This is a genomic window from Bradyrhizobium sp. P5_C12, from assembly GCF_054049735.1.
Genome location: NZ_JBFULU010000002.1, coordinates 137,618 through 158,558 on the forward strand (window position 1 = coordinate 137,618; position 20,941 = coordinate 158,558).

Here is a 20,941-nt window from a genome sequence, read left to right on the forward strand (position 1 = left end):
CTCCGCGATGTGCGGACACGCCGATCCGTCATCCCGACCTGTCCCGGCTGGCAAAGAAACGACCGAAAACGCGCGCGACCCGGGCGCGCAACACGCCCGAAATGATCGACAAGCCGCTGAGCTCCGCCGGGACCGCCTCTCCCGGCGATGCACCCGACATGTGGCGGTCGAGATTGCCGGCGAAGTCCGCGACCAGGCGCCGGGCAAGATCGCGTACCAGGCCGGGACGCCCGACCTGGGCCAGCATTCCCGTGAGCGTGTAGCCGATCGACAGTTCGACGGCGGTCGCACGGCCGTCGTCGATCGGCACCAGGCGATAACGGATTTCACCCTGCGTCGCCGAGTGGCTGCGACGATCCGTGCCGATGCCAATGATGCGGCCGGAGAGCGTCACGGGATCGCGTTCGACGCGCGCGACCCCCTCGAAGGCCGCAGCGATCGGCCCGAGCCTGACGCGGATCGCGCCTTCGACGCGCTCCGGGCTTGGCGGCGCCGTCAGTGACACGCCGGGAAGGCAGGCTGCGATGCCCTTGATATCCTCGAACATCGCAAACACTTTTGCCGGCGCGTGCGGCAGCGTGCAGCGCTGATCGAGAACAGTGGCCGGAACGAAGTCCGGAATGACGGCCGGTGCGGAGATGTCCAATGCCGGCGCGAACTCCTGCCGCGCAGGCCGCAGCGGCTGTCCGTTTCCATCAGACACGGCCCGCCCCGAACCGGCGGGACCAAGGATGGTCCGGCCGCCATCGGCTTGCGGCGCGATGTTGCGCGCACGCCGGGCCTCGATCACGGACTGCACCGCCCGCACGATTCCGACGTAGCCGGTGCAGCGGCAGAGGTTGCCGCTGAGACCGACCCGGATCCGCCGTTCATCGGCGTCGGGCAGACGCAGCACCAGGTCGCGCGCGGAGACCAGCATCCCCGGGGTGCAATAGCCGCATTGCAGCGCATGCTCCCGTGTAAAGGCGGCGCGCAGCTCGACCATGACCTCGTCCTCGTCGAGGCCTTCGATCGTGGTGATATCAGCGCCTTGGCAGGCCACCGCATAGGTGATGCAGGACCGCGCCGGCACGCCGTCGAGCAGCACGGTGCAGGCGCCGCACACGCCGTGCTCGCAGCCGAGATGGGTGCCGGTCAGGTCGAGCCTGTCGCGGACGAAATCGGCGAGGCTGGTGCGCGGCTCCGCCAGAACCTCCACCGCACGCCGGTTGACGTTGAGGGCGATCGTGTTCATGCCGCGGCCTCATGAACGGCACGTTGCAACACGCTCACATGGATATGCCGCTGCACGGCGTCGCTGATGCCGGCCTTCGCAAGCAGACCATCCGCGACACGGGCATCGAAACGCCGCTTGTAGTCGGCGGCGACCCGTCCGCCGAACAGCTCCGCTGCATCGGTCACGACGATCGGCACTGTGTCGATCGCACCGATCACGACGCGGGCGGTGGCGGCAGCCGGGTCGACCAGGACCGCACCGATGGCATGGGCAAACTCGCCGGTCTTGCGGCAGCTCTTGGCATAGCCCCAATGCGCCGAGACCACCCGCGCCGGCACATGAACGGCCTCGACGATCTCGCCGGCGTGCAGCGCCGATTCAAGCGCACCGACGACAAACGCCTCGACAGCCATCGTACGCACACCGGCAAGGCTGCGCAGCGTGACCCGCGCGCCTAGAGCGGCGAGCGCCGAAATCCAGTCCGCGGCGGGATCGGCGTGGCTGAGCGAGCCGCCGATCGTGCCGCGGTTGCGCACCGCGCGATAGGCGATATTGGCCGCAACGCCGCGCATGGCGCCACGGGTCACATCGGGCGTGCGTTCATCCTCGATGTCGGCGTGCGTGACCAGCGCGCCGAGCACGAGTTCGCCGCCGCGAAGCTCCGCTTGCTTGAGTTCGGCAAGACCGGAGATGTCGACGATCAGTTCCGGCTGCAGCAGCCGCAAGTTCAGCATCGGGCCGAGCGACTGGCCGCCGGCGATGATCTTCGCCGAACCGTTGCTTGCTGCAAGCATCGACAGCGCCGCATCGAGATCGCGCGGCCGCTCATAGCTGAAAGGCGCAGGCTTCATGCCGCGGTCCTTTCGGCGGCGCGCGCGGCCAGCACGGCCGCGACGACGCGATGGGGTGTGATCGGCGACTGCATCAGCTCGACACCGAGCGGCCGCAGCGCATCGTTGACGGCGTTGGCGATCGCGGCCGGCGGCGCGATCGCTCCGCCCTCGCCGATGCCCTTCACGCCGAACTGCGTGTAGGGCGATGGCGTCTCCATGTGGTCGAGACGCGCCGCCGGAACTTCGGTCGCGCCGGGAAGCAGATAGTCGGCCAACGTGGTCGCGAGCGGCTGGCCGGAGGTATCGAACGGCATCTCTTCGTAGAGCGCGGTGCCGATCCCCTGGGCAAGACCGCCATAGATCTGGCCGTCGACGACCAGCGGATTGACGAGCACGCCACCGTCCTCGACGATCACGTAGTCGAGGATCTCGACCTCGCCGAGATCAGGATCGACCGCAACGACGGCGGCATGCGCGGCGTAGCTGAATGTCCCGCTGTCGCGCACGGGCTTGTAGCCCTGCGTCACTTCGAGGCCGCCGGGATCGACGTCAGCCGGCAAATCCTGCGGGCGGCGATACCAGGTGTGGGCGATCGCCTTCAGGCTGACGCTGCCATTGACGCCGCGCACCTCGCCATTCTGCAGGACGACCGAAGCCGGATCATGCTGCAACAATTTGGCACCGATGCGCCGCGCACGTTCGCCGAGCTCGCGGCAGGCGGTTGCCACCGCGCCGCCCGCCATGACCATCGAACGCGAGCCCCAGGTGCCGGTCGAATAGGGCGTCATCGCGGTGTCGCCGAGGATGATGCGCACCTTGGCGACGTCTATGCCCAGCATCTCATGCGCGACCTGGGCGAGCGTCGTCTCCATGCCCTGCCCGTGCGAATGCACGCCCACGCGCAGCTCGAGGCCACCGTCCGGCGTCAGCCGCGCCGACGCCTGCTCATGGCCCGGCACCATCGGAATACCCCAGCCGGAATAGACCGACGTGCCGTGCGCGGCCTGCTCGCAATAGATGGAGACGCCGACGCCGATCCTCCGGCCGCCGGTCTCGCCCTGGCTTTGCTTCGCGCGAATGGCCTCGATATCGATCGCGGCCAGCGCGCGCCGCATCGCTTCCGGATAATCGCCGCTGTCGAAATGCTTCTTCGTGATGTTGTCGAACGGCATCTGCTCCGGCCGCACCAGATTGCGCAGCCGCACCTCGCCGGGCTCGAGACCGGCCTCCAGCGCCACGAGGTCGAGCATCAACTCCAGCGCAAAGCACACGCCGGTGCGTGCCACGCCGCGATAGGGCAAAATCGGGCATTTGTTGGTGGCCACCGAAAAGGTGCGGCAGCGATAGGCCGGCATCTTGTACGGACCCGGCAGGATGCTCGCGACCTGCGCGGCTTCGAGGCAGGCCGAGAACGGATAGGACGAGTAGGCGCCGGAATCCACCGTCGCCTCGCAATCGATGCCGCGCAACGTGCCGTCGCGATCGGCGTAGAGCGTGATTTTGTAATGGTGCTCGCGGCAATTGGAGCTGGCGACGAGATGCTCGCGGCGGTCCTCGGTCCAGCGCACGGGGTGACCGCGCTGCATCGTCAGCCAGGACAGGCAGACCTCTTCGGGCAGCAAAATGCCCTTGTGGCCGAATCCACCGCCGACGTCGGGCGAGATGACACGGATCTGGCCCTCCTCCATGCCGAGACATTCGGCAAGGCCGCTGCGCGTGATGTGCGGCATCTGGGCTGCCGAATGCAGCGTGAGCTGGTCGAGCCTCGAATCGAAGGTCGCAACCACGCCGCGGCCTTCGAGCGGCGACATGCATTGCCGCGCCGTCGAGATCTCGCGCGTCACCTTGATCGGCGCGTCCAGCGCGGCGGAGATGTCGACCTCGTAATTGGTCTCCAAGAAGACATTGTCGCCCCAATGCTCGTGCACCAGCGCAGAGCCCGGCTCACGCGCCTTCAGCATGTCGTAGACCGCGGGGAGTTCGTCGAGGTCGAGCGTCACCGATGCCGCGATGTCCTCGGCTTCGGCGCGCGTCGGTGCGACGCACATCGCAACGAGCTCGCCGACCTGGCGCACCTTGCCGGAGGCCAGCACCGGCTGCTCCGAAATCTTGAAGCCCGGAAGTCCGGATACCGCGCGGATCGGTTTGACGCCGACAAGATCCGCCGCCGTGAAGACATGGCCACGATAGCGCTCGGGCACGTGGATGCCGCGGATGCGTGCATGCGCCAGCGGGCTGCGCACGAAGGCGACGTCCTGAAGACCCGCAAGCCTGATATCGCCGACGAACTGGCCGCGGCCGCGCATCAGGCGGTCGTCCTCCTTCCGCGGCAGCCGTGCGCCGACGCCCTGCCCGGATCTGCCTGAAGGAAACTCTCGCTCGTTGCGCAACTCCGCGTTCTCCTTCACCGCGCGGCCTATGCCGCAACGGCCTGCGGCAGGATCGGCGCGACCGCGTCGAAGCGCGTGCCGGCACGCAGGCAGAACGCCGGCTGCAGCAGACGCTCGGCGATCACCTCGTTCTTCTCGTTGTCCTTGAGGACGAAGCGGCCGTTCTTCTCCGCGAGCACCGAGACGTCGGCGTCCATGCCAACCTTGAGCGCGCCAATCTCTGCGCTGCGGCCGAGCATTTTGGCCGGATTGGAGGTGACCATCGGCACCACCTGCTCCAGCGACAGGCCGAGCGCCATCATCGAGCTCATCGCCTGGACCAGGCTGAACTTGGCCTGCCCCGCGAACGGATGGTTCTCCTCGTCCTCGTGCTCGTCGGGCGTCCCGGCCGGGGCGGGCACATGGGTGTTGTAGCCGTGAATGTCGGCGCCCAGCGTGGTCGGAATGATGCCGGCGGCAATCGCCTTCTTCGCAAGCCGATAGGAGAAGTGACTGCCGTGACCAACGTCGACCTTCAGGCCACGGTCGAGCGCGGCCTGGATCACCGGATGCACCTCGCCCTCGCGGTTGACGAAGCCGCCCGGATGGCGCGTGAACGGATGGGCGAGAATGTCGCCCTCGCGCAAGAGCGGAATCACGCGCGTCAGGATGGTGTCCGCGTCCTCGCCGTTGGCGCCGCTCTCGGGCAGCCCCCAGAGCTGGCCGAAATGCACATAGACCGGCAGATCGGCACGCTTGCCGATCTCCGCCGCCATCTCGATGACCCGGATGCCCCAGCGCGCGAAGCCGCCGATCTCGGCGTGCGCCTTGATGCCGCGCACGATGTCGAGATTGGCCGTCGCCGATTTGACGGTGGCATCGATATCGACACCGTCCGGACTGTAGAGTTTCGGATAGTAATGGCCCTCGAGCCCGCCGACGAGATAGGCGGACAGAAACGCATAGACGCGCGAGGCCGCGGGCTCCGCGATGAAATGACGAAAGCCGGGCAGCGTCATGCAGGACGGTCCGCCCTGATCGACCAGCGTCGTCACGCCCGACTGCACGCCGACCATGTCGGCATTCATGCCGAAGCGGCCGGAGACATACTGATAGACATGCGCGTGGGTGTCGATCAGTCCGGGCAGCACGAGCTTGCCGCCGACGTCGACCACCTCCTTCGCACTGGTCGGCAGGATGTCCGGCGCGAGCGCTGCGATCTTGCCGTTGCGGATGGCAATATCCCGGATGCCGTCCACGCCGGACGCCGGACAGATCACGCGACCGCCCCGCAGCAGAAGGTCGAAGCTGGCAGTGATGGACATGGCGTTCTCCTCCTCGCGGGCGCTTGCTCTGCATCGAAATGCGAAGCATGCTTCGCATTTTGACAAAAGCAAGCTTCGTGCCATCATCGGATGGTGGCGAGCGCACTCGAATCGAGCTAAGCGCGGCGGAGTTTTGGGTTGGGAGAGCGTGCAGTGCGGCAAGCGAACAAACGTCGCAGCGGGGGCAAGCACCGCCCCTGGCCATTGTCGCAGCGTCCCGGATATCTAATCCGGCGGCTGCACCAGATACACGTCGCGCTGTTCCAGGAAGCATGCAGCGCGTTCGACGTCACGCCACTGCAATACAGCCTGCTCTCCGCGTTGGCGGCGCGCGAAACCGCCGATCAGACCACTTTGGCGGCCGATATCGCCCTCGATCGGACGACAACGACCGGCGCGCTGAAGCGGCTCGCCGCACGAAACCTGGTCGAACGCGCCGTCAACAAGGACGATCGCCGGGCGCGATTGTGCCGGTTGACGCCGGCCGGCGCCGCCCTGCTGGTCAAGATCGAGGGCCCGGCGCGACGGGCGCACCGCGCGACGCTCGGTGATTTGAGCGAGCGGGAACAGGCCCTGTTCGTCGAGATGATGCAGCGCATCGTGGCCGGAAACCCCAGCCGCGACAGCGCCGCTGCCCTATTCGATTAGAAGCGGCTTGCAGCCGGCTGCCGCACTTTTGAGTTGGGTTGCTCAATTTATCATCGTACCGCTGCCCGGCAATGCAACGTCCTCCACGTCTCGCCGGGACACTCAAGCCGCCGAGCACCGTCTCACGGATGCAGCGGCGAACCCGCGCGTGACGTCGGCCGCACTTGAAAACTCAGTAGCAATCCGGCGCGAGCCACATTGCATCCGGCATCGGCGCACGCCCTGCTCCGGCCGCTCCGCAACCAATGGCACGATTTATGCTGCGATGATGCGAAGCGTGCTTCGTATTGGGGGATGTCATGACGGATTCCGAACTTCGCGCTGATATTCACAGCATCGAGCCAATTCCTGATGCGGACCGGGACTCGACCGGACCGCAGCAGATGTGGATCTGGGCCGGCGCCAACATCGCGCCGGTCAACTGGGCGCTCGGCGCGCTCGGCATCATTTTGAAACTCGGCCTGATGGAGACGATCGCGGTCATCGTGCTCGGCAACATCGTGGGATGCGCGATCTTCGCGACCTTCACGGTGATGGGACACAAGACCGGCGTCAACCAGATGGTGCTGAGCCGGTCCGCGTTCGGCGTTCGCGGCGCCTACCTGCCCAGCATCCTGATGTTCGTGATGACGCTGGGCTGGATCGGCGTGAACACCTACTTCCCGGTGAAGGTCTCGATGGGCATCCTCGGCCAGTTCGGTGTGCCCGACACCTGGCTGATCGAGATCGTCGTGATCACGCTGGTGATGGCCGCGCAAGTCCTGATCGGCATCTACGGCTTCTACGCGATCCGCACCTTCGAGAAATACACCGTGCCGCCGACCATCGCCATCATGGTGCTGATGAGCGTGCTGGCCTGGACGCGCCCCGGCGTCGTCAACTGGGGCCTCACGACGTCGCTGCCGCCGGGCGCGCATCTGGCGATGCTGACCCTGCTGATGACGGCGATCGGCGTCGGCTGGGGCATTTCCTGGGTCACCTGGGCCTCCGACTATTCGCGCTTCGTGCCGCGTAGCGTGTCGTCGAAATCCGTGTTCTGGTACAGCTATGTCGGCATGTTCGTGCCGACGGTCTGGCTCGGCATTCTCGGTGCGACCATCGCATCGACGACGCTGGACACCGATCCCGCCAAGATGGTCAGCGCGGTGTTCGGCGGGCCGGTCAGCATCCTGGTGCTGCTGATGGTGTTGCATGGCCCGATCGCCACCAACATCCTCAACGTCTACTCGGCGACACTGGCGGCGCTGAGCGCGGGGCTGAAGTTCTCGCGCTTCTGGCTCACCGTCATCGTCGGCGTTGCCGGCTATCTGGTTACGCTGTACTTCATCTTCGCGCCGTCCTTTGCGAAAGCGTTCGACAACTGGATGATCAGCCTGCTGCTGTGGATGAGCCCGTGGGCCGGCGTCGTGCTCGCRGACTTCTTCATCAAGCGGAAAGGCAAGATCGACGTCGCCGAGCTCTATCGGTCGCCGGAGACCAGCGTCTATGGCGACATCAACTGGGCCGGCATGATCGCGTTCTTCGCGGGCCTCGTCGCCGGATGGCTGGTCGAAGATGGCCTGGTTGGCGCGCTGCAGGGGCCGGTCTCGATCAACCTGTTGGGCGGGGCCGATCTGAGCTGGCTGTTCGGCATCGGAGTGGCGGGCTTGGTCTATCTCGGGCTGAGCAAGCATGTCACCTCGCCGTCCTCGATCGTTGCGAGCAGCGCTGGACGGTGAAGGCGGATCATGGACTTCGTGCTGCGATCCACGCCCGGAAACGTCCAGTGGGGACTCTGGGATGGACGGCTGAAGCCGGTGCTCCGGATTGCATCCGGAGACCGCGTCACCATCGAGACGCTCTCGGGCGAGCCGGACGATCTGCCCGATCCGTCGCTCGGCTTTGATACCGTTCCCGGACACACGGAGGTGCTGGCAAGCGCCTTCCGCGGTCCGGGGCCGCACCTTCTCACCGGACCGATCCATATCGAGGGCGCCGAGCCTGGCGACGTCCTCGAGGTGCGCGTGCTGAACATCGAACTGCGCTGCAACTGGGGCTGGAATCTCCAGGTCCCCACGCTCGGCACGTTGCCGGAGGACTTTCCCGAGTTCCGCCGCATCCACATTCCACTGGACCGCGCGCGCAACGTCGCGAAACTGCCATGGGGACAGGAGCTGCCGCTCGCGCCCTTCTTCGGCAATTTCGGCGTCGCACCGCCGCTCGGCTGGGGCCGGCTGTCCTCGAAGGAACCGCGGGCCTTCGGGGGCAACATGGACAACAAGGAACTCGGTGCCGGCAGCACGCTCTACTTTCCCGTCTTCGTGCCGGGCGCGCTGTTCTCCGCGGGCGACGGTCACGCGCTTCAGGGCGACGGCGAAGTCTGCCTGACCGCGATCGAGGCCGCGCTCACGGGAACCTTCGAATTCCATGTCCGCCGCGATCTCCGCCTCACCTCGCCGCGCGCGGAAACGGCGTCCGACTGGATCACCATGGGGTTCGATGAAGATCTCGATGATGCGGCCAAGGCAGCGCTGCGCGACATGATCGCGCTGATCCGCGAGCGGAGCAGCCTCAGTGCGCAGGACGCCTACACGCTCTGCTCGATCGCGGCAGACCTTCGGGTCACRCAGATGGTCGACGGCAACAAGGGCATTCACTGCGTCCTGGCGAAATCCCGGATGCCGTCACCCAACCCGATCGGTCCGGATCGCTAACAGCCGGCCGATCCGGACCTCGGCCTGCAAGCCATTGATCCCCTTGATCCAATTGACGGATTTGCGACATCCGGTCGCACCTCGCGCCCTTGCAAGATCTAACAACGCTTAAGCATCTCTAACAAGCTTCGTGACGGGATCGGACATATCGTTTGAACATCGACTTGCTGCATTCGGCAGTCCGGCGCGGCCGGCTCAGTTGCAGCGGTCCTCAGGAAACGAGACCAACGATGCTCACCGATATGCAAATGGGCGGCGCCTGGTTCAGCCATGACGTCAGCCGACGCGAACCGGACTTTCCGCAGCCGACGCATGCCTTTCCCTGCGAACGAAAATGGCGCCAGCCGGAGCAAGGCGGCTGGATTGCGGCCGAGGACATCACGATCTCGCGCTGGACCTGCGCGCAACCTGCCGCAAGGCGCGAAGAAGCGACAACGCCTCCCGACCGGTACTTCATCGCCATCGCCTTGAAGACGACCCGTCTCAAGCTAACCAGGGGCAATCAGAGCATTTTCGACGGCATCATGCCGGCGGGCACGCTGTATCTCGGTGCACCCTCGAAGCAGCTCAGCGCGCAGTTCGATGCGCCCTGCGATTTCCTGCATTTCCACATCTGCGTCTGTTGCTTTCCATCCCTTCAGTCCGGAACGGACGCTTCGACCCCCGAAGGCCTCAACGACCTTGTCCTGTTGCGCGACCCGTTCGCCGAGCAGCTTGCAAAGGCGCTGACCGATCACGGCAATTCGACCGACCAGGATTTCATCCGTTGCATCGGCCAGACGCTGGCGCTGCATGTTGCCCGACGCGAACTGCCACGCACGAAGGTCAACGCGCTGCCGAAATGGCGCCTGCGGCGCGTCGAGGAATATGTCGGAACGCACTTCGACCATTGCATCAGCCTGTCTGACCTTGCCAGGGTCGCGGGACTGTCCCGCATGCATTTCGCGGCACAGTTTCGTGCTGCGACGGGATACCGGCCGCGCGAGTACCTCCTGCACCAGCGCATCGAACATGCGAAATCACTGTTGTCGAATTCCAAGACGTCGCTGGCCGAGGTGGCGCTGGCCGTCGGTTTCTGCACGCAGGCGCATTTCTCGACCGTCTTCAAGCGCATCACGGGCGATACGCCGGCACGCTGGCGATGCGCCCGGCGGAGCGAACTGTCACCGGCCGCGACGTTCGGCTGCGATCCGGCTCCCATCCACAACAATTCGTCTCGCGTCGCCGCAAGGGAACGGCGTGAATCATGCGAAATGAGAAACTTCCTCGGTTCGTGAAATACGCCGTCCGCGGGATCGGCGATGCTGAAAATACAGTTGACTGCGCCCCCCGCCAGTCACGGCTCGTGCCCCTCCTCCCTGGCATACGAGCATTTGGGCCGTCCTCTCCCACAAGGACGGCCCTTTTTTTGTCGCTGCACTGCTGGCAGCGGTGCTGTTCAATCCCGCTTCAGTCCGATCGATTTGACGATGGGAGCCAGACGCGTCAATTCCTCCTCCACCAACTGCTGAAATTTGTCCGGGCTGGAATCGTCATCCGGCTCCATGCCTTGCGAGCGGTAGGTTTCCTGCAGCACCGGATCGGCCATGGCGGCGCGGGTTGCCGCGGCAATGCGGTTCACGATCTCATCCGGGGTCGCCTGCGGCACGAACAGGCCGAACCATCCGGCATAGTTGAGATCCGGCATGCCAGCCTCGGTGACGGTCGGAATTTCCGGCGCGCCGCTCAAGCGAGTCCGGCTCGTCACGGCGAGCATGCGCACCTCGCCGGCACGGTGCAATTGCACGAGATTGCTCGATACGACGGCGATCATCGCGGGGATCTGGCCGCTGACGAGGTCGTTGGTCGCGGCCGCTATGCCGCGGTAGGGAACGTGGACGAAATCGGCTGCGCTGCCCGATTGCCGCCTGAACATCTCGCCGACGAGATGATTGCCGGTGCCGACACCCGGGGTGCCGTAAGAAACCTTGCCGGGATTGTCCTTCACATAAGCGGCCAGCTCTTGCAGGTCCCTGACGGGCAGCGAAGGATTCACGACGAAGGCAAGCGTGCTGGTGATCAGGCGATAGACGGCCCGGAAATCACGGATCGGATCGTAGGCGGGACGCGCCGAGGACAACGGAATCATGACCTGCGTGCTGCCATTGCCGAGCAGCAGCGAATAGCCGTCGGGCGCACTTTGGGCCACCACGGCGGAGCCGAGCGCCCCGCCGGCGCCGCCCATGTTCTCGACGTAGACCGGGCCGAGCAGCGAAGCGACCCTGTCAGCCCAAGGCCGGCCGATCTGATCACCCGCGGCGCCCGCCGCATACGGGATCACCAGCCGAATGGGACGAGAGGGATAGTCATTGGCGCGCGCGCCGCCGGGCCATGCGGACAGCCCGGCAACACACGCGCCCGTTCCGAGGACGTCCCGCCGTGACAAAAGCTTCATTGCGCACATATTTCAGGGGCTGCATCGTTGTTCTTACAGCAGCGGAACACCAGGAGATACCGCTCGAGGGGATGAGCTGCCATCCCCATATTGCTTCAGGCGCTGCGGCGCCGTGCAGCAAGATGTCGTGATCCCCGTGTCGTTCAAGGGGGTCGTCCAACGCCATGCAACAGCCCTGACGGGACGCGTCGATCAGGATTTCCCTGCCGCCGCTCCCGCGAAGTCCAGCACGGGCGCGGCCGCGAGCAGAGCCCTGGTGTAATCGTGTTGCGGGCGATCGAAGATGTCGTCGCGCGAGCCCTGCTCGACGATCCGGCCGCTCTGCATCACCACGACGCGGTCGGCGACCTGCTCGACGGCGGCGAGATCATGGCTGATGAACAGGCAGGCGAAGCCGTACTGCGCCTGAAGCCGCTCGAACAATTTCAGTATCTGGGCCTGGATGGTCATGTCGAGCGCCGACACCGGTTCATCCGCGACGACGAAGGCCGGCTGGCGCACGATGGCGCGCGCAATCGCGATCCGCTGCCGCTGACCTCCCGACAATTCATGCGGCCAGCGGCGGCCAAGGCCCGTGAGCCCCACCTCCTCCAACATCGCCTCCACGCGCCTGTCGCGCTCACCGGCCGTCAATTGCGGCACGTGGCGCAGCGGCTCGGCGACGATCTCGCCGAGGCGCATGCGCGGATCGAGTGAGGAATAGGGATCCTGGAACACAAGCTGCGAGGCCAGGCGAAACTCGCGGTCGACCGCGGTCGTCACATCCCTGCCCTGGAATCTGATCTCCCCGCCCGACGTCGGAATCAGCCGCAGCATGGCGCGGCCAAGCGTGGTCTTGCCTGAGCCGCTGCCGCCGACCACGGCAACCGTTTCACCTGCGGCGATGTCGAGATCGACGCCGTTGACGGCCGAGACACCGGCATCGCGGCGGAACAATCGTTGTCGCCCGGCGAAGCCGACCTTGAGGCTTCGCACGCTGACGAGAGGTTTGCCGCCTTGCCGCTGTTTCGCGACGGCACCGCGGCGCGGCAGGGCCTCGACCAGCCGCTTCGTATAAGCCTCTTGCGGCGAGAACAGGATTTGCCGCGTCGTGCCGGTCTCGACCATCTTGCCCTGGCGCAGCACCAGTGCCCGCTGCGCATAGCGCGACACCAGTCCGAGATTGTGGGTGATCAACATCACCGACGTGCCGTGGTCGCGGGCGAGCCCGACCATGAGATCGAGCACCTCGCGCTGCGTCAGCGTGTCGAGCGCCGTGGTCGGCTCGTCCGCGATCAGGAGTTTTGGCTTCAGCAGCATCACCGACGCCAGCATGATGCGCTGGCGCATGCCGCCGGAGAATTCGTGCGGATAGGCGTCATAGGTCCGCTCGGGATCGCGGATCTGCACGCGCGCCAGCATGTCGAGGCAGCGCCGCCTGATCTCGCGCTTCCCGATCCGCGCGTGCAGGCCGAGCCCCTCCGCCATCTGCGCCCCGACGCTGATGGCGGGATTGAGCGAGACCATCGGCTCCTGGAACACCATGCCGACGGCAGGCCCGCGCAGCGCGCGCATCTCGCGCGCCGAGACGGTCGAAAGGTCGACGCCGTCGAGCACGATGCGGCCGCCGGCCTTGCGAAGGCCTGATGGCAACAGACCGAGCACCGCGCGCGCCGCCGCCGTCTTGCCGCTGCCGGACTCACCGACGACGGCAAGGAACTCGCCGCGTTCGACGGCGAAGGAGATGTCGTCGACCRCCGCAACCTTGCTGGCGGACGCCTCGATGCGCAGATTCGCGACCGTGAGCAGCGTCATCCGTGCGCCATCCTGGGGTCGAGGCGATCGCGCAGGGAATCGCCGAGCAGATTGACGCCCAGCAGCGTGAGCGCGATGCACAGGCCCGGCGCGATCGAGAGCCAGGGCGCCGTCTCCATGAACGGACGGCTCGCCGCCAGCATGTTGCCCCAGGTCGGCGCCGGCGGCGGCACGCCAAGTCCGAGAAAGCTCAGGGCGCTCTCCGCCAGAAGCACCCAGCCGAACATGCTGGTCGCCAGCACAGCGACCGGTGCGACCGCGTTCGGCATCACGTGGCGCAGCATCGAATAGACTTCCGAATTGCCGATGACGCGCGAGGCCTCGACATATTCCTTCTCGCGGATCGACAGCACGGTGCCGCGCACCACGCGAACGACCGACGGGATATAGGCGAGACCCAGCGCCAGGATGAGCCCGACCTTGTTGGCGCCGACGACGATCATCACGGCCAGCGCCAGCAGGATGCCGGGGAAGGCGAGCAGCGCGTCGTTGGCCGCCATGATGATGCGATCGGCCCAGCCGCGGACGTAACCGGCCGCGCATCCGATCACCATGCCTGCAACAACGGCCAGCAGCACCGTGAGGAAGGCAATCACCACGCTGGTGCCAGCCCCGACCATGACGCGGCTCAGCACGTCTCGGCCGAACTCATCCGTACCGAGCCAGTGCAGTGACGACGGTGGCTGGAGCCGCGCGCGCAGATTGATGCGAAGCGCGTCGAACGGCGTCCAGAATGCTGCGGTGAGCGCCGCGCCGAGCAGGAGCGCCATGAGGGTGCCACCGATCGCGGTGTTGGCGCGCAACCTCATGCCACCGTCACCCGCGGATCGAACAGCGGATAACAGAGATCGACGATCAAATTGACCACGACGTAGATCACGGCCGTGAACAGCAGGCAGCCCTGCACCACCGGATAGTCGCGCGCGAAGATCGAATCGACCAGCAGCCGCCCGAGACCGGGCAGCGTGAACACGGTCTCGATCACGGCGATGCCGCCGAGGAGATGGCCGAGCACGAGGCCGATCAGCGTCCAGGTCGGCGCGAACGCGTTCGGCAGGACGTGGCGGGCGAGCACGCGCCACTCCGGCACGCCCTTGGCCCGCGCGTGCGTGACATATTCCAGCCGCAGCACCTCGATGGATGCGGCCCGCGCCATGCGCGTGAGCACGCCGATCTCCACCATGGTCAGCGTTGCGATCGGCAGCACGATGAAGGTCGCCGCCTGCCAGAAATTCTCGGCGAACGGCACATAGCCGATCACCGACAGCCATTTCAGCTTGAGTCCGAACAGCAGCAGCAACAGCAGGCCGAGCCAGAAACTCGGGATCGACAGCAGCAGCGTGGCGCCGCCGACGACGGAGAGATCGACGAGGCTGTCCTGCTTCCAGGCCGCGACGAGGCCGGCGGGAACCGCGATGCAGGCAGCTAGCCCGACCGCCACCAGCACGATGATGGCGCTGACCTGGAAGCGGTCGAGGATCAGCGGCAGCACGGCAAGGTTGTTGGTGATGGAATGGCCGAAATCGCCGGCCGCGAGTTTCGCGATCCAGTGCATGAACTGGATCGGCATCGGCTGGTCGAGCCCGAGCTGCGCACGGAGCTGTGCGGCCTGTGCGGGATCGGCGGCGTCGCCGAGCATCACCTGTACGGGGTCGCCGGGAATGAGCCGGACCAGCGCAAAGACCCCGATCGCGACCAGCAGCAGTGTCGGGATCGTCATTGCCAGCCGTCTTGCGAGGTAACCCAACATGGCGCCGCCCTACTCGATCGAGACGCCCCAGAACCGCGGCTGCGGGTAGAGCCAACCGGCATAGCCCTTGATGCTCTTGCGCAGCGCCGTCAGCTCGGCGCCGTTGAACAGCACGATAATCGGCACGTCGGCGATGAAGCGCTTGTGCATCTCGTCGAACAGCGCCTGCCGCTTGGCCGTGTCGTCGATCATCATCGACCGGCGCAGCATGTCCTGCGCCTCCGGATTGTCCCAGACCTTGCGCGGCTGCGTCGCCTTCGGCCCGGTCAGCATCTCGAAGCTCAAGGAGGGATCGAGCCGCGCCGAATAGGTAAAGGCCATCGACTGGTAGTCGCCGCGGTTGTAACGGTCGAGCTGGGCCGCCCAGTCCATGACCTCGAGCTCGATATTGATTCCGACGGTCTGCGCCATCGCCTGCACCAGCACCGAGGCGTCGAACACGTAGCTGTAGCGCTTGTTGGTGATCATCTTGATCGGCTGGCCGCGATAGCCGGCCTCCAGCAGCAGCTTCCTGGCCTCCGCGATGTTCTGCGCGTAACCGTGCGACTGCGCCTCGCTGTAGAACGGGCTGCCAAGCGGCAGCGCCGAATTGTTGGGACGCGCCGTGCCCTGCATCACCGCATCGACGATTTGCTCGGTATCGATGGACAGCGCGATGGCGCGGCGAATACGCACATCCTTCAGCAGCGGATCCCTGGTCTGGAACAGGATGCCGGTGAGGCCGAGCGCAGGCGTGATGCTGAGCTGCACGTCGGTGCGCGATTTGAGCTCCTCGAGATCGGGGATCGACAGGCTCATGATGACGTCGAGCGAGCCGCTGAGCAGCCCCGCCTTCGCCGCCGAACTGTCCGGGATCACGTTGAAGCGCACGCGATCGACCATGACGCTCTTGGCGCCGGTGTAGCCGGTGCGCGGCTCGCTGCGCGAGACATAACCGTCGAAGCGGACGATATCGACATACTGTCCCCGCTTCCACTCGGCGAGCTTGAACGGACCGGTGCCGATCGGGGTGATCCATTTGCCGTCCGGCCCGACGGACTCCCGGTGGATGATCGCGGTCTGGCCGCAATCGGGCCGCGCCAGTGTCGGGAGGAACAAGGCGGTCGGCTGATCGAGCGTGACGGCGACGGTCTGCTGATCGGGCGCTTCGATCCTTTCGATCCGCGCGATGCCGGTGGCACTGAACTCGGACAGGCAGCGCCACTGCGTCGCCGGGTCGAGCCAACGCTTCAGGGACCAGACCACGTCGTCCGCGGTCATGGTGGCGCCGTTATGGAACTTGATGCCCTGCCGCAGATGAAACGCATAGGTCTTGCCGTCGTTCGCAACGGTCCAGCTCTCGGCCAGCATCGGGCCGATCGAGGTATCGTCACGGAAGGCGACCAGCCCTTCCACGACATGCGCGATCACCGCATCCGTGTTGGCGTCGCGATTGGTGCCGGGATCGGTCGAGCGGATATCGGCGTTGAGCCGCGTCCTCAGCAATGTTTCGGCGCCGGCCTTCCCGAGCATGGCCAACAGGGCCAGCGCGGCCAGACCGACCGCCCATGCCGGCGATGGCCGACGCCGGCGCATCATGACGCCCCCGCCGCGGCCGACCGCTCGAACGCCGCCCGCCCGATCTCGTCAATCTCGAGCCGGTAGCTGGTGAACTCGCGATTGAGCGCCGGCAGCGGCGCCACTTCCATCAACCCGCTCGCCGGCTCCATCAGAATCATCGCCACGGTGGCGCTGAGATTGTTGCTGAGATTGCGGCGCGGCGGGCGGCAGACCGACCAGGGATAGGCGAACTCGTCGAACAGCGCGCTCTTGACCGTGTCGAAGCTGATGCTGCCGATATGCGGCTGGAGCAGATCGCGGACGCGGATGTCGCGGTAGAGACTGTCAGGCGTATCCTGGATGCCGGCGTCCTTGAGCTTGCCGAGCGCAACCGGGCTCACGAAGTGATTGGCGTGCACCAGCAGGCCGTTCTGCGGATGCACCTGAAACGTCTCATCCGGCGCACATTCGAAATCGATCGCCACGCCCTCGCGATGGCTGACGATCATGTTGTTGGCCGCGGATTTCTTGGTGCAGTAGACGGCGCGCATCGCCAGCGCGAGATGCTCCTGCTCCAGCACCTTGCGGCGGATCAGCGCCAGCGGCACGCCGACCTGGCGATAGTCACGGTCACTTTGGAGATAGTTCGCGGTGATCGCGATGCCGACGGCATTGAAGCCGCAGCGGCCGAGCGCGCCGGCCTCGGTGAAGGTCATGAGATCCGGACCATCGTCGCGTCGCACCTTCAGCACCACCGCTGTTTCTGCGCATTCGCGCTTCCAGTCCCAGTTCTGGGCGTGGATCAGACGACCGTTACTGGTCGCCGTCGGCAGCGCAACGACGCCGGTGCAGCCATCGGGCTCATCGGGCGTCTTCAGGCGCGCGCGGATCTTTGGATTGGCAAGCTTGAGGATCTCGGTGCGGGCGTTGAGCAGGACGACATCCTCGAACGGAACGTCGGCGCCTTCGGCAATGCCGCGCATCTCCTCGATATAGCTCGGCTCGAACGCCTCGATGACGGGCAGATAATCCCGCACCAGCGCGGCCACGCCCTTCGCGTCGAGCGAAAGCTCCTTCAGCTGCGCGAAGTAATGGGTGGTCCCCTTCTTGATGCGGCCTGCCGCCTTCTGCCCGTACTGACGTCCACGCTCGCGAGGAGGACCGGAGATTTCGATCAGGGGGAAGGGTTCGACCATGGGCACCAAGTTCCTTTTGCTTTCCGGAAGAGGCTAATGTACTTCGTGATGACATGAAACAAAAAACTTCAAGCCGGGGAAAAGCCTCTCCAAGCCGTCTCCAGCGCGAATTGTCCGCCGGGATCCTGGAACTGATCCGGAGCGAGCGGCTTGCGCCGGGCACGCGGCTTGCCGAAGTCGCGCTCGCCGAGCGCCTCCAGGTTTCGCGCACGCCGGTCCGCGCCGCGCTGAAGCTCCTGGCACGACGCAAGCTGGTGCACGCCGGCGCCAGCCGCGGCTATTTCGTCGCAGACACCGCCCCCGCCCCGCACAAGACGCCGCCGAAGCCGAGTCCCGACGAGACCGACCGGCTGTTCCTTGCGATCGCGCGCGACCGCCGCGCCGGCCGGCTGGCGGACGAGGTTTCCGAACGCGACCTGATGCAGCGCTACGATGCGACGCGGCCGGTCGTGCAGCGCGTCCTCACCAGGCTGGCCGAGGTCGCCGCCGTCCAGCGCAAGCCGGGCCACGGCTGGCGCTTCCAGCCGACCATCGCCGATGCCCAGGCGCGCGACGAAAGTTACCGCTACCGCCTGCTGATCGAACCGGCCGGGCTGCTCGAGCCCGGCTTTCGGCTCGATCCGGCGTGGGCCGCCGACATGCGCCGCCGTCATCAGGAGATGCTGGCGATGCCGTGGAGCGACACGGCAAGCATCGCACTCTACGAGATGAACGCGGCCTTTCACGAGGGCCTCGCGGCCGCATCAGGCAACCGCTATCTGCTGGTCGCCGTTCAGCAGCAGAACCGGCTGCGGCGCTTCGGCAATTACGACTGGACCTTCGGCCATGAGCGGGTGATCGTGAACTGCCGCGAGCATCTCGCCATCCTCGATCAGCTCGAAGCCGGCCAGCACGAGGCCGCAGCCGCGCTGTTGCGCCGGCATCTCGAAGGGGCGGCAAAGCTCAAGCGCAGCCCGGCCCATTCCGGCTCTCGGTCACGACCGACCTGACGATTTGCAAGACAGCCGGCCGGCGGCATTCGCGCAAGGCGCTACTTCGAGTCCTTGTTCAGCTCTATTGCGACCTGCGAGACCCAGGCGCCGGGCGCATCCCAACACCATACGTGACTGAAGCCCGCAGCACAGTTCCGCTCACGCGCTCATATGCCGACGATGAAGTCTAATCCTGCGGCAATGCGTCGAGATGGCACGCCACCCACTGATCGCCTCCGCTTGAGCGAAGCTCCGGCTCCTCCGTCCGGCAGCGGTCGAAGACGTACGGACAACGGGTGTGGAAGCGGCATCCGCTCGGCGGATGGATCGGGCTCGGCACGTCGCCGCTCAGGATGATGGGGCTGCGCTGGGCACCAGGCTCGGGCAGCGGCACCGCCGACAGCAGCGCCTTGGTGTAGGGATGTCTCGGCGCGGCAAAAATCTCCCGCCGCGGCGCCACCTCGACGATCTTGCCCAGATACATCACCGCGACGCGGTGGGTCATGTGCTCGACGATCGCGAGATCATGACTGATGAACAGCAGCGCGAGGCCGAACTCGTTCTGGAGATCCTGCAACAGGTTGACGATCTGCGCCTTGACCGAGACGTCGAGCGCGGAGACCGCCTCGTCGCAGACGATCAGCTCGGGTTCGGCGGCAAGCGCCCGCGCGATGCCGATGCGCTGACGCTGGCCGCCGGAGAATTCATGCGGCCTGCGGTTCAGCGCCTCGCGCGGCAGGCGCACGGTGTCCATCAGCGCCGTGACGCGCGCCTCGAGATCGGCCGCCGACTTGGCGAGGCCGAAATTGCGGATCGGCTCAGCCAGAATGTCGCGCACGCGCATGCGCGGATTGAGGCTCGAGAACGGATCCTGGAACACCACCTGCACGCGACGGCGCATCTGCCGCATCGTGCTCGGATGCGCGTCGTCGATACGCTGGCCGTCGAGGATCACCTGGCCGGCGGTGATGTCGAACAGCCGCAAAACGGCGCGGCCGACCGTCGACTTGCCGCAGCCGGATTCGCCGACCAGCGACAGCGTCTCGCCGCGCGCGATCTCGAACGACACGCCGTCCACCGCATAGACCCATTCGGACCTGCGGTTGAACAGGCCAGTCTTGACCGGAAAGTGCTTCTTGAGGTCGTTGACCTGGAGCAGCGGAGGACTCATGCCGCGGCGGCTCCCTTGGCTGCGTAATGGCAGGCGGCGACGTGTCGCGGCCCCTTCTCCTCGAGCCCCGGCGCATATTGGCGGCAGAGATCGGTGGCGAGCGAACAGCGTCCGGCAAACACACAGCCGGTGATCGGCTTGCGCAGATCAGGGACCTGTCCGGGAATCTCGGCGAGCCGCCTCGCCGTGCCGGTCAGCGAAGAGCCGAGCCGCGGCACGGCGCCGAGCAGGCCTTGCGTATAGGGATGGCGCGGCGAGCGGAACAGCTCGGCGACCGGCGCCTCCTCGACCTTGCGGCCGGCATACATCACCATGACACGCTCGGCGATCTCGGCGACGACGCCGAGATCATGGGTGATGAGAATGATCGCCGCGCCGACCCGGCGCTTGAGATCAAGCATCAATTTCAGGATCTGCGCCTGGATGGTCACGTCGAGCGCCGTGGTCGGTTCGTCGGCGATCAGGAGTTTCGGGTTGCAGGCGAGCGCAATCGCGATCATCACGCGCTGGCGCATGCCGCCGGAAAGCTGGTGCGGATATTCGCGCACGCGCCGCTTCGGCTCGGGAATGCCGACCAGCGTCAACATCTCGATCGCGTGCGCCTCGGCGGCCTGCTGGTCCAGACCCTGATGGATCATCAGCGTCTCGCGGATCTGGCGGCCAACCGTCAGGACCGGATTGAGGCTCGTCATCGGCTCCTGAAAGATCATCGAGATGTCGTTGCCACGGATCGCGCGCATCTCGCGGTCGGAGAGTTGCAGGAGGTCCCTGCCCGCAAAGCGGATGACGCCCGCGATCTTGCCGGGCGGCTCCGGGATCAGCCGCATCAGCGACATCGACGTCACCGACTTGCCGCAGCCGGACTCGCCGACAATCGCCAGCGTCTCGCCCTCGTTGACATGGAAGGACACGCCTTCGACCGCACGGTTGATGCCCCCGGGCGTGCGAAAGTGGGTTTGCAGATTCTCGACTTCGAGCAGCGCCATCGCGATCAGCCCCTTG

17 protein-coding genes are annotated in these 20,941 nt (G+C 66.0%); 5 read left to right on the forward strand and 12 right to left on the reverse strand.

Annotation, left to right across the window (positions count from 1 at the left end):
- Positions 1-28 precede the first annotated feature (28 nt).
- The 4 genes from ACXJMY_RS02255 to ACXJMY_RS02270 are packed head-to-tail and all read right to left on the reverse strand — an operon-like array spanning position 29 to position 5,743.
- Positions 29-1,234, reverse strand: a complete 1,206-nt coding sequence (locus ACXJMY_RS02255) for a xanthine dehydrogenase family Fe-S subunit (RefSeq protein WP_456617686.1) — start codon at positions 1,232-1,234, stop codon at positions 29-31.
- Positions 1,231-2,067, reverse strand: coding sequence for an FAD binding domain-containing protein (locus tag ACXJMY_RS02260; protein WP_456617687.1), 837 nt, complete (start codon positions 2,065-2,067; stop codon positions 1,231-1,233). Before ACXJMY_RS02260 ends, ACXJMY_RS02255 begins: the two co-directional genes overlap by 4 nt.
- Positions 2,064-4,457: a xanthine dehydrogenase family protein molybdopterin-binding subunit gene (locus ACXJMY_RS02265; protein ID WP_456617688.1), complete on the reverse strand. Its 2,394-nt coding sequence runs from the start codon at positions 4,455-4,457 to the stop codon at positions 2,064-2,066. The genes ACXJMY_RS02260 and ACXJMY_RS02265 overlap by 4 nt, the downstream gene beginning before the upstream one ends.
- An 8-nt stretch (positions 4,458-4,465) precedes the next feature.
- Positions 4,466-5,743 (reverse strand): amidohydrolase/deacetylase family metallohydrolase, encoded by a 1,278-nt coding sequence (locus ACXJMY_RS02270; protein ID WP_456617689.1) that lies wholly within the window; start codon positions 5,741-5,743, stop codon positions 4,466-4,468.
- 153 nt (positions 5,744-5,896) lie between these two features.
- Between ACXJMY_RS02270 and ACXJMY_RS02275 the strand changes: the two genes are divergently transcribed.
- The 4 genes from ACXJMY_RS02275 to ACXJMY_RS02290 all read left to right on the forward strand — a co-directional run bounded on the left by ACXJMY_RS02275 (position 5,897) and on the right by ACXJMY_RS02290 (position 10,361).
- Positions 5,897-6,391, forward strand: a complete 495-nt coding sequence (locus ACXJMY_RS02275; RefSeq protein ID WP_456617690.1) for a MarR family winged helix-turn-helix transcriptional regulator — start codon at positions 5,897-5,899, stop codon at positions 6,389-6,391.
- A gap of 299 nt (positions 6,392-6,690) precedes the next feature.
- On the forward strand, positions 6,691-8,109 hold the full coding sequence (locus tag ACXJMY_RS02280) for a cytosine permease (protein ID WP_456617691.1): 1,419 nt from the start codon (positions 6,691-6,693) through the stop codon (positions 8,107-8,109).
- Between the two features lie 9 nt (positions 8,110-8,118).
- Entirely contained in the window at positions 8,119-9,084 is a 966-nt protein-coding gene (locus tag ACXJMY_RS02285; RefSeq protein WP_456617692.1) for an acetamidase/formamidase family protein, read from the forward strand.
- Between the two features lie 230 nt (positions 9,085-9,314).
- The gene (locus ACXJMY_RS02290; protein ID WP_456617693.1) at positions 9,315-10,361 is read left to right on the forward strand and encodes a helix-turn-helix domain-containing protein; all 1,047 of its coding nucleotides are present in this window, start codon (positions 9,315-9,317) and stop codon (positions 10,359-10,361) included.
- A gap of 161 nt (positions 10,362-10,522) precedes the next feature.
- Here the strand turns inward: ACXJMY_RS02290 and ACXJMY_RS02295 are convergent, their stop codons facing one another.
- From ACXJMY_RS02295 to ACXJMY_RS02320, 6 genes are all read right to left on the reverse strand, one after another.
- Positions 10,523-11,518: a Bug family tripartite tricarboxylate transporter substrate binding protein gene (locus ACXJMY_RS02295; RefSeq protein ID WP_456617694.1), complete on the reverse strand. Its 996-nt coding sequence runs from the start codon at positions 11,516-11,518 to the stop codon at positions 10,523-10,525.
- A 192-nt stretch (positions 11,519-11,710) separates the two neighbouring features.
- Entirely contained in the window at positions 11,711-13,312 is a 1,602-nt protein-coding gene (locus tag ACXJMY_RS02300) for an ABC transporter ATP-binding protein (RefSeq protein WP_456617695.1), read from the reverse strand.
- Entirely contained in the window at positions 13,309-14,121 is an 813-nt protein-coding gene (locus tag ACXJMY_RS02305; protein WP_456617696.1) for an ABC transporter permease, read from the reverse strand. Before ACXJMY_RS02305 ends, ACXJMY_RS02300 begins: the two co-directional genes overlap by 4 nt.
- Entirely contained in the window at positions 14,118-15,062 is a 945-nt protein-coding gene (locus ACXJMY_RS02310; protein WP_456617697.1) for an ABC transporter permease, read from the reverse strand. The genes ACXJMY_RS02305 and ACXJMY_RS02310 overlap by 4 nt, the downstream gene beginning before the upstream one ends.
- Positions 15,063-15,071: 9 nt before the next feature.
- Entirely contained in the window at positions 15,072-16,637 is a 1,566-nt protein-coding gene (locus tag ACXJMY_RS02315) for an ABC transporter substrate-binding protein (protein WP_456617826.1), read from the reverse strand.
- Positions 16,637-17,797, reverse strand: a complete 1,161-nt coding sequence (locus ACXJMY_RS02320) for a C45 family autoproteolytic acyltransferase/hydolase (protein WP_456617698.1) — start codon at positions 17,795-17,797, stop codon at positions 16,637-16,639. Before ACXJMY_RS02320 ends, ACXJMY_RS02315 begins: the two co-directional genes overlap by 1 nt.
- Before the next feature lie 53 nt (positions 17,798-17,850).
- Here ACXJMY_RS02320 and ACXJMY_RS02325 point away from each other — a divergent pair, with 53 nt between their 5' ends.
- Positions 17,851-18,786: a GntR family transcriptional regulator gene (locus ACXJMY_RS02325; protein ID WP_456617699.1), complete on the forward strand. Its 936-nt coding sequence runs from the start codon at positions 17,851-17,853 to the stop codon at positions 18,784-18,786.
- 169 nt (positions 18,787-18,955) lie between these two features.
- Here the strand turns inward: ACXJMY_RS02325 and ACXJMY_RS02330 are convergent, their stop codons facing one another.
- Positions 18,956-19,939: an ABC transporter ATP-binding protein gene (locus ACXJMY_RS02330; protein ID WP_456617700.1), complete on the reverse strand. Its 984-nt coding sequence runs from the start codon at positions 19,937-19,939 to the stop codon at positions 18,956-18,958.
- Positions 19,936-20,925 (reverse strand): ABC transporter ATP-binding protein, encoded by a 990-nt coding sequence (locus ACXJMY_RS02335; RefSeq protein WP_456617701.1) that lies wholly within the window; start codon positions 20,923-20,925, stop codon positions 19,936-19,938. The genes ACXJMY_RS02330 and ACXJMY_RS02335 overlap by 4 nt, the downstream gene beginning before the upstream one ends.
- Positions 20,926-20,941: the final 16 nt, after the last annotated feature.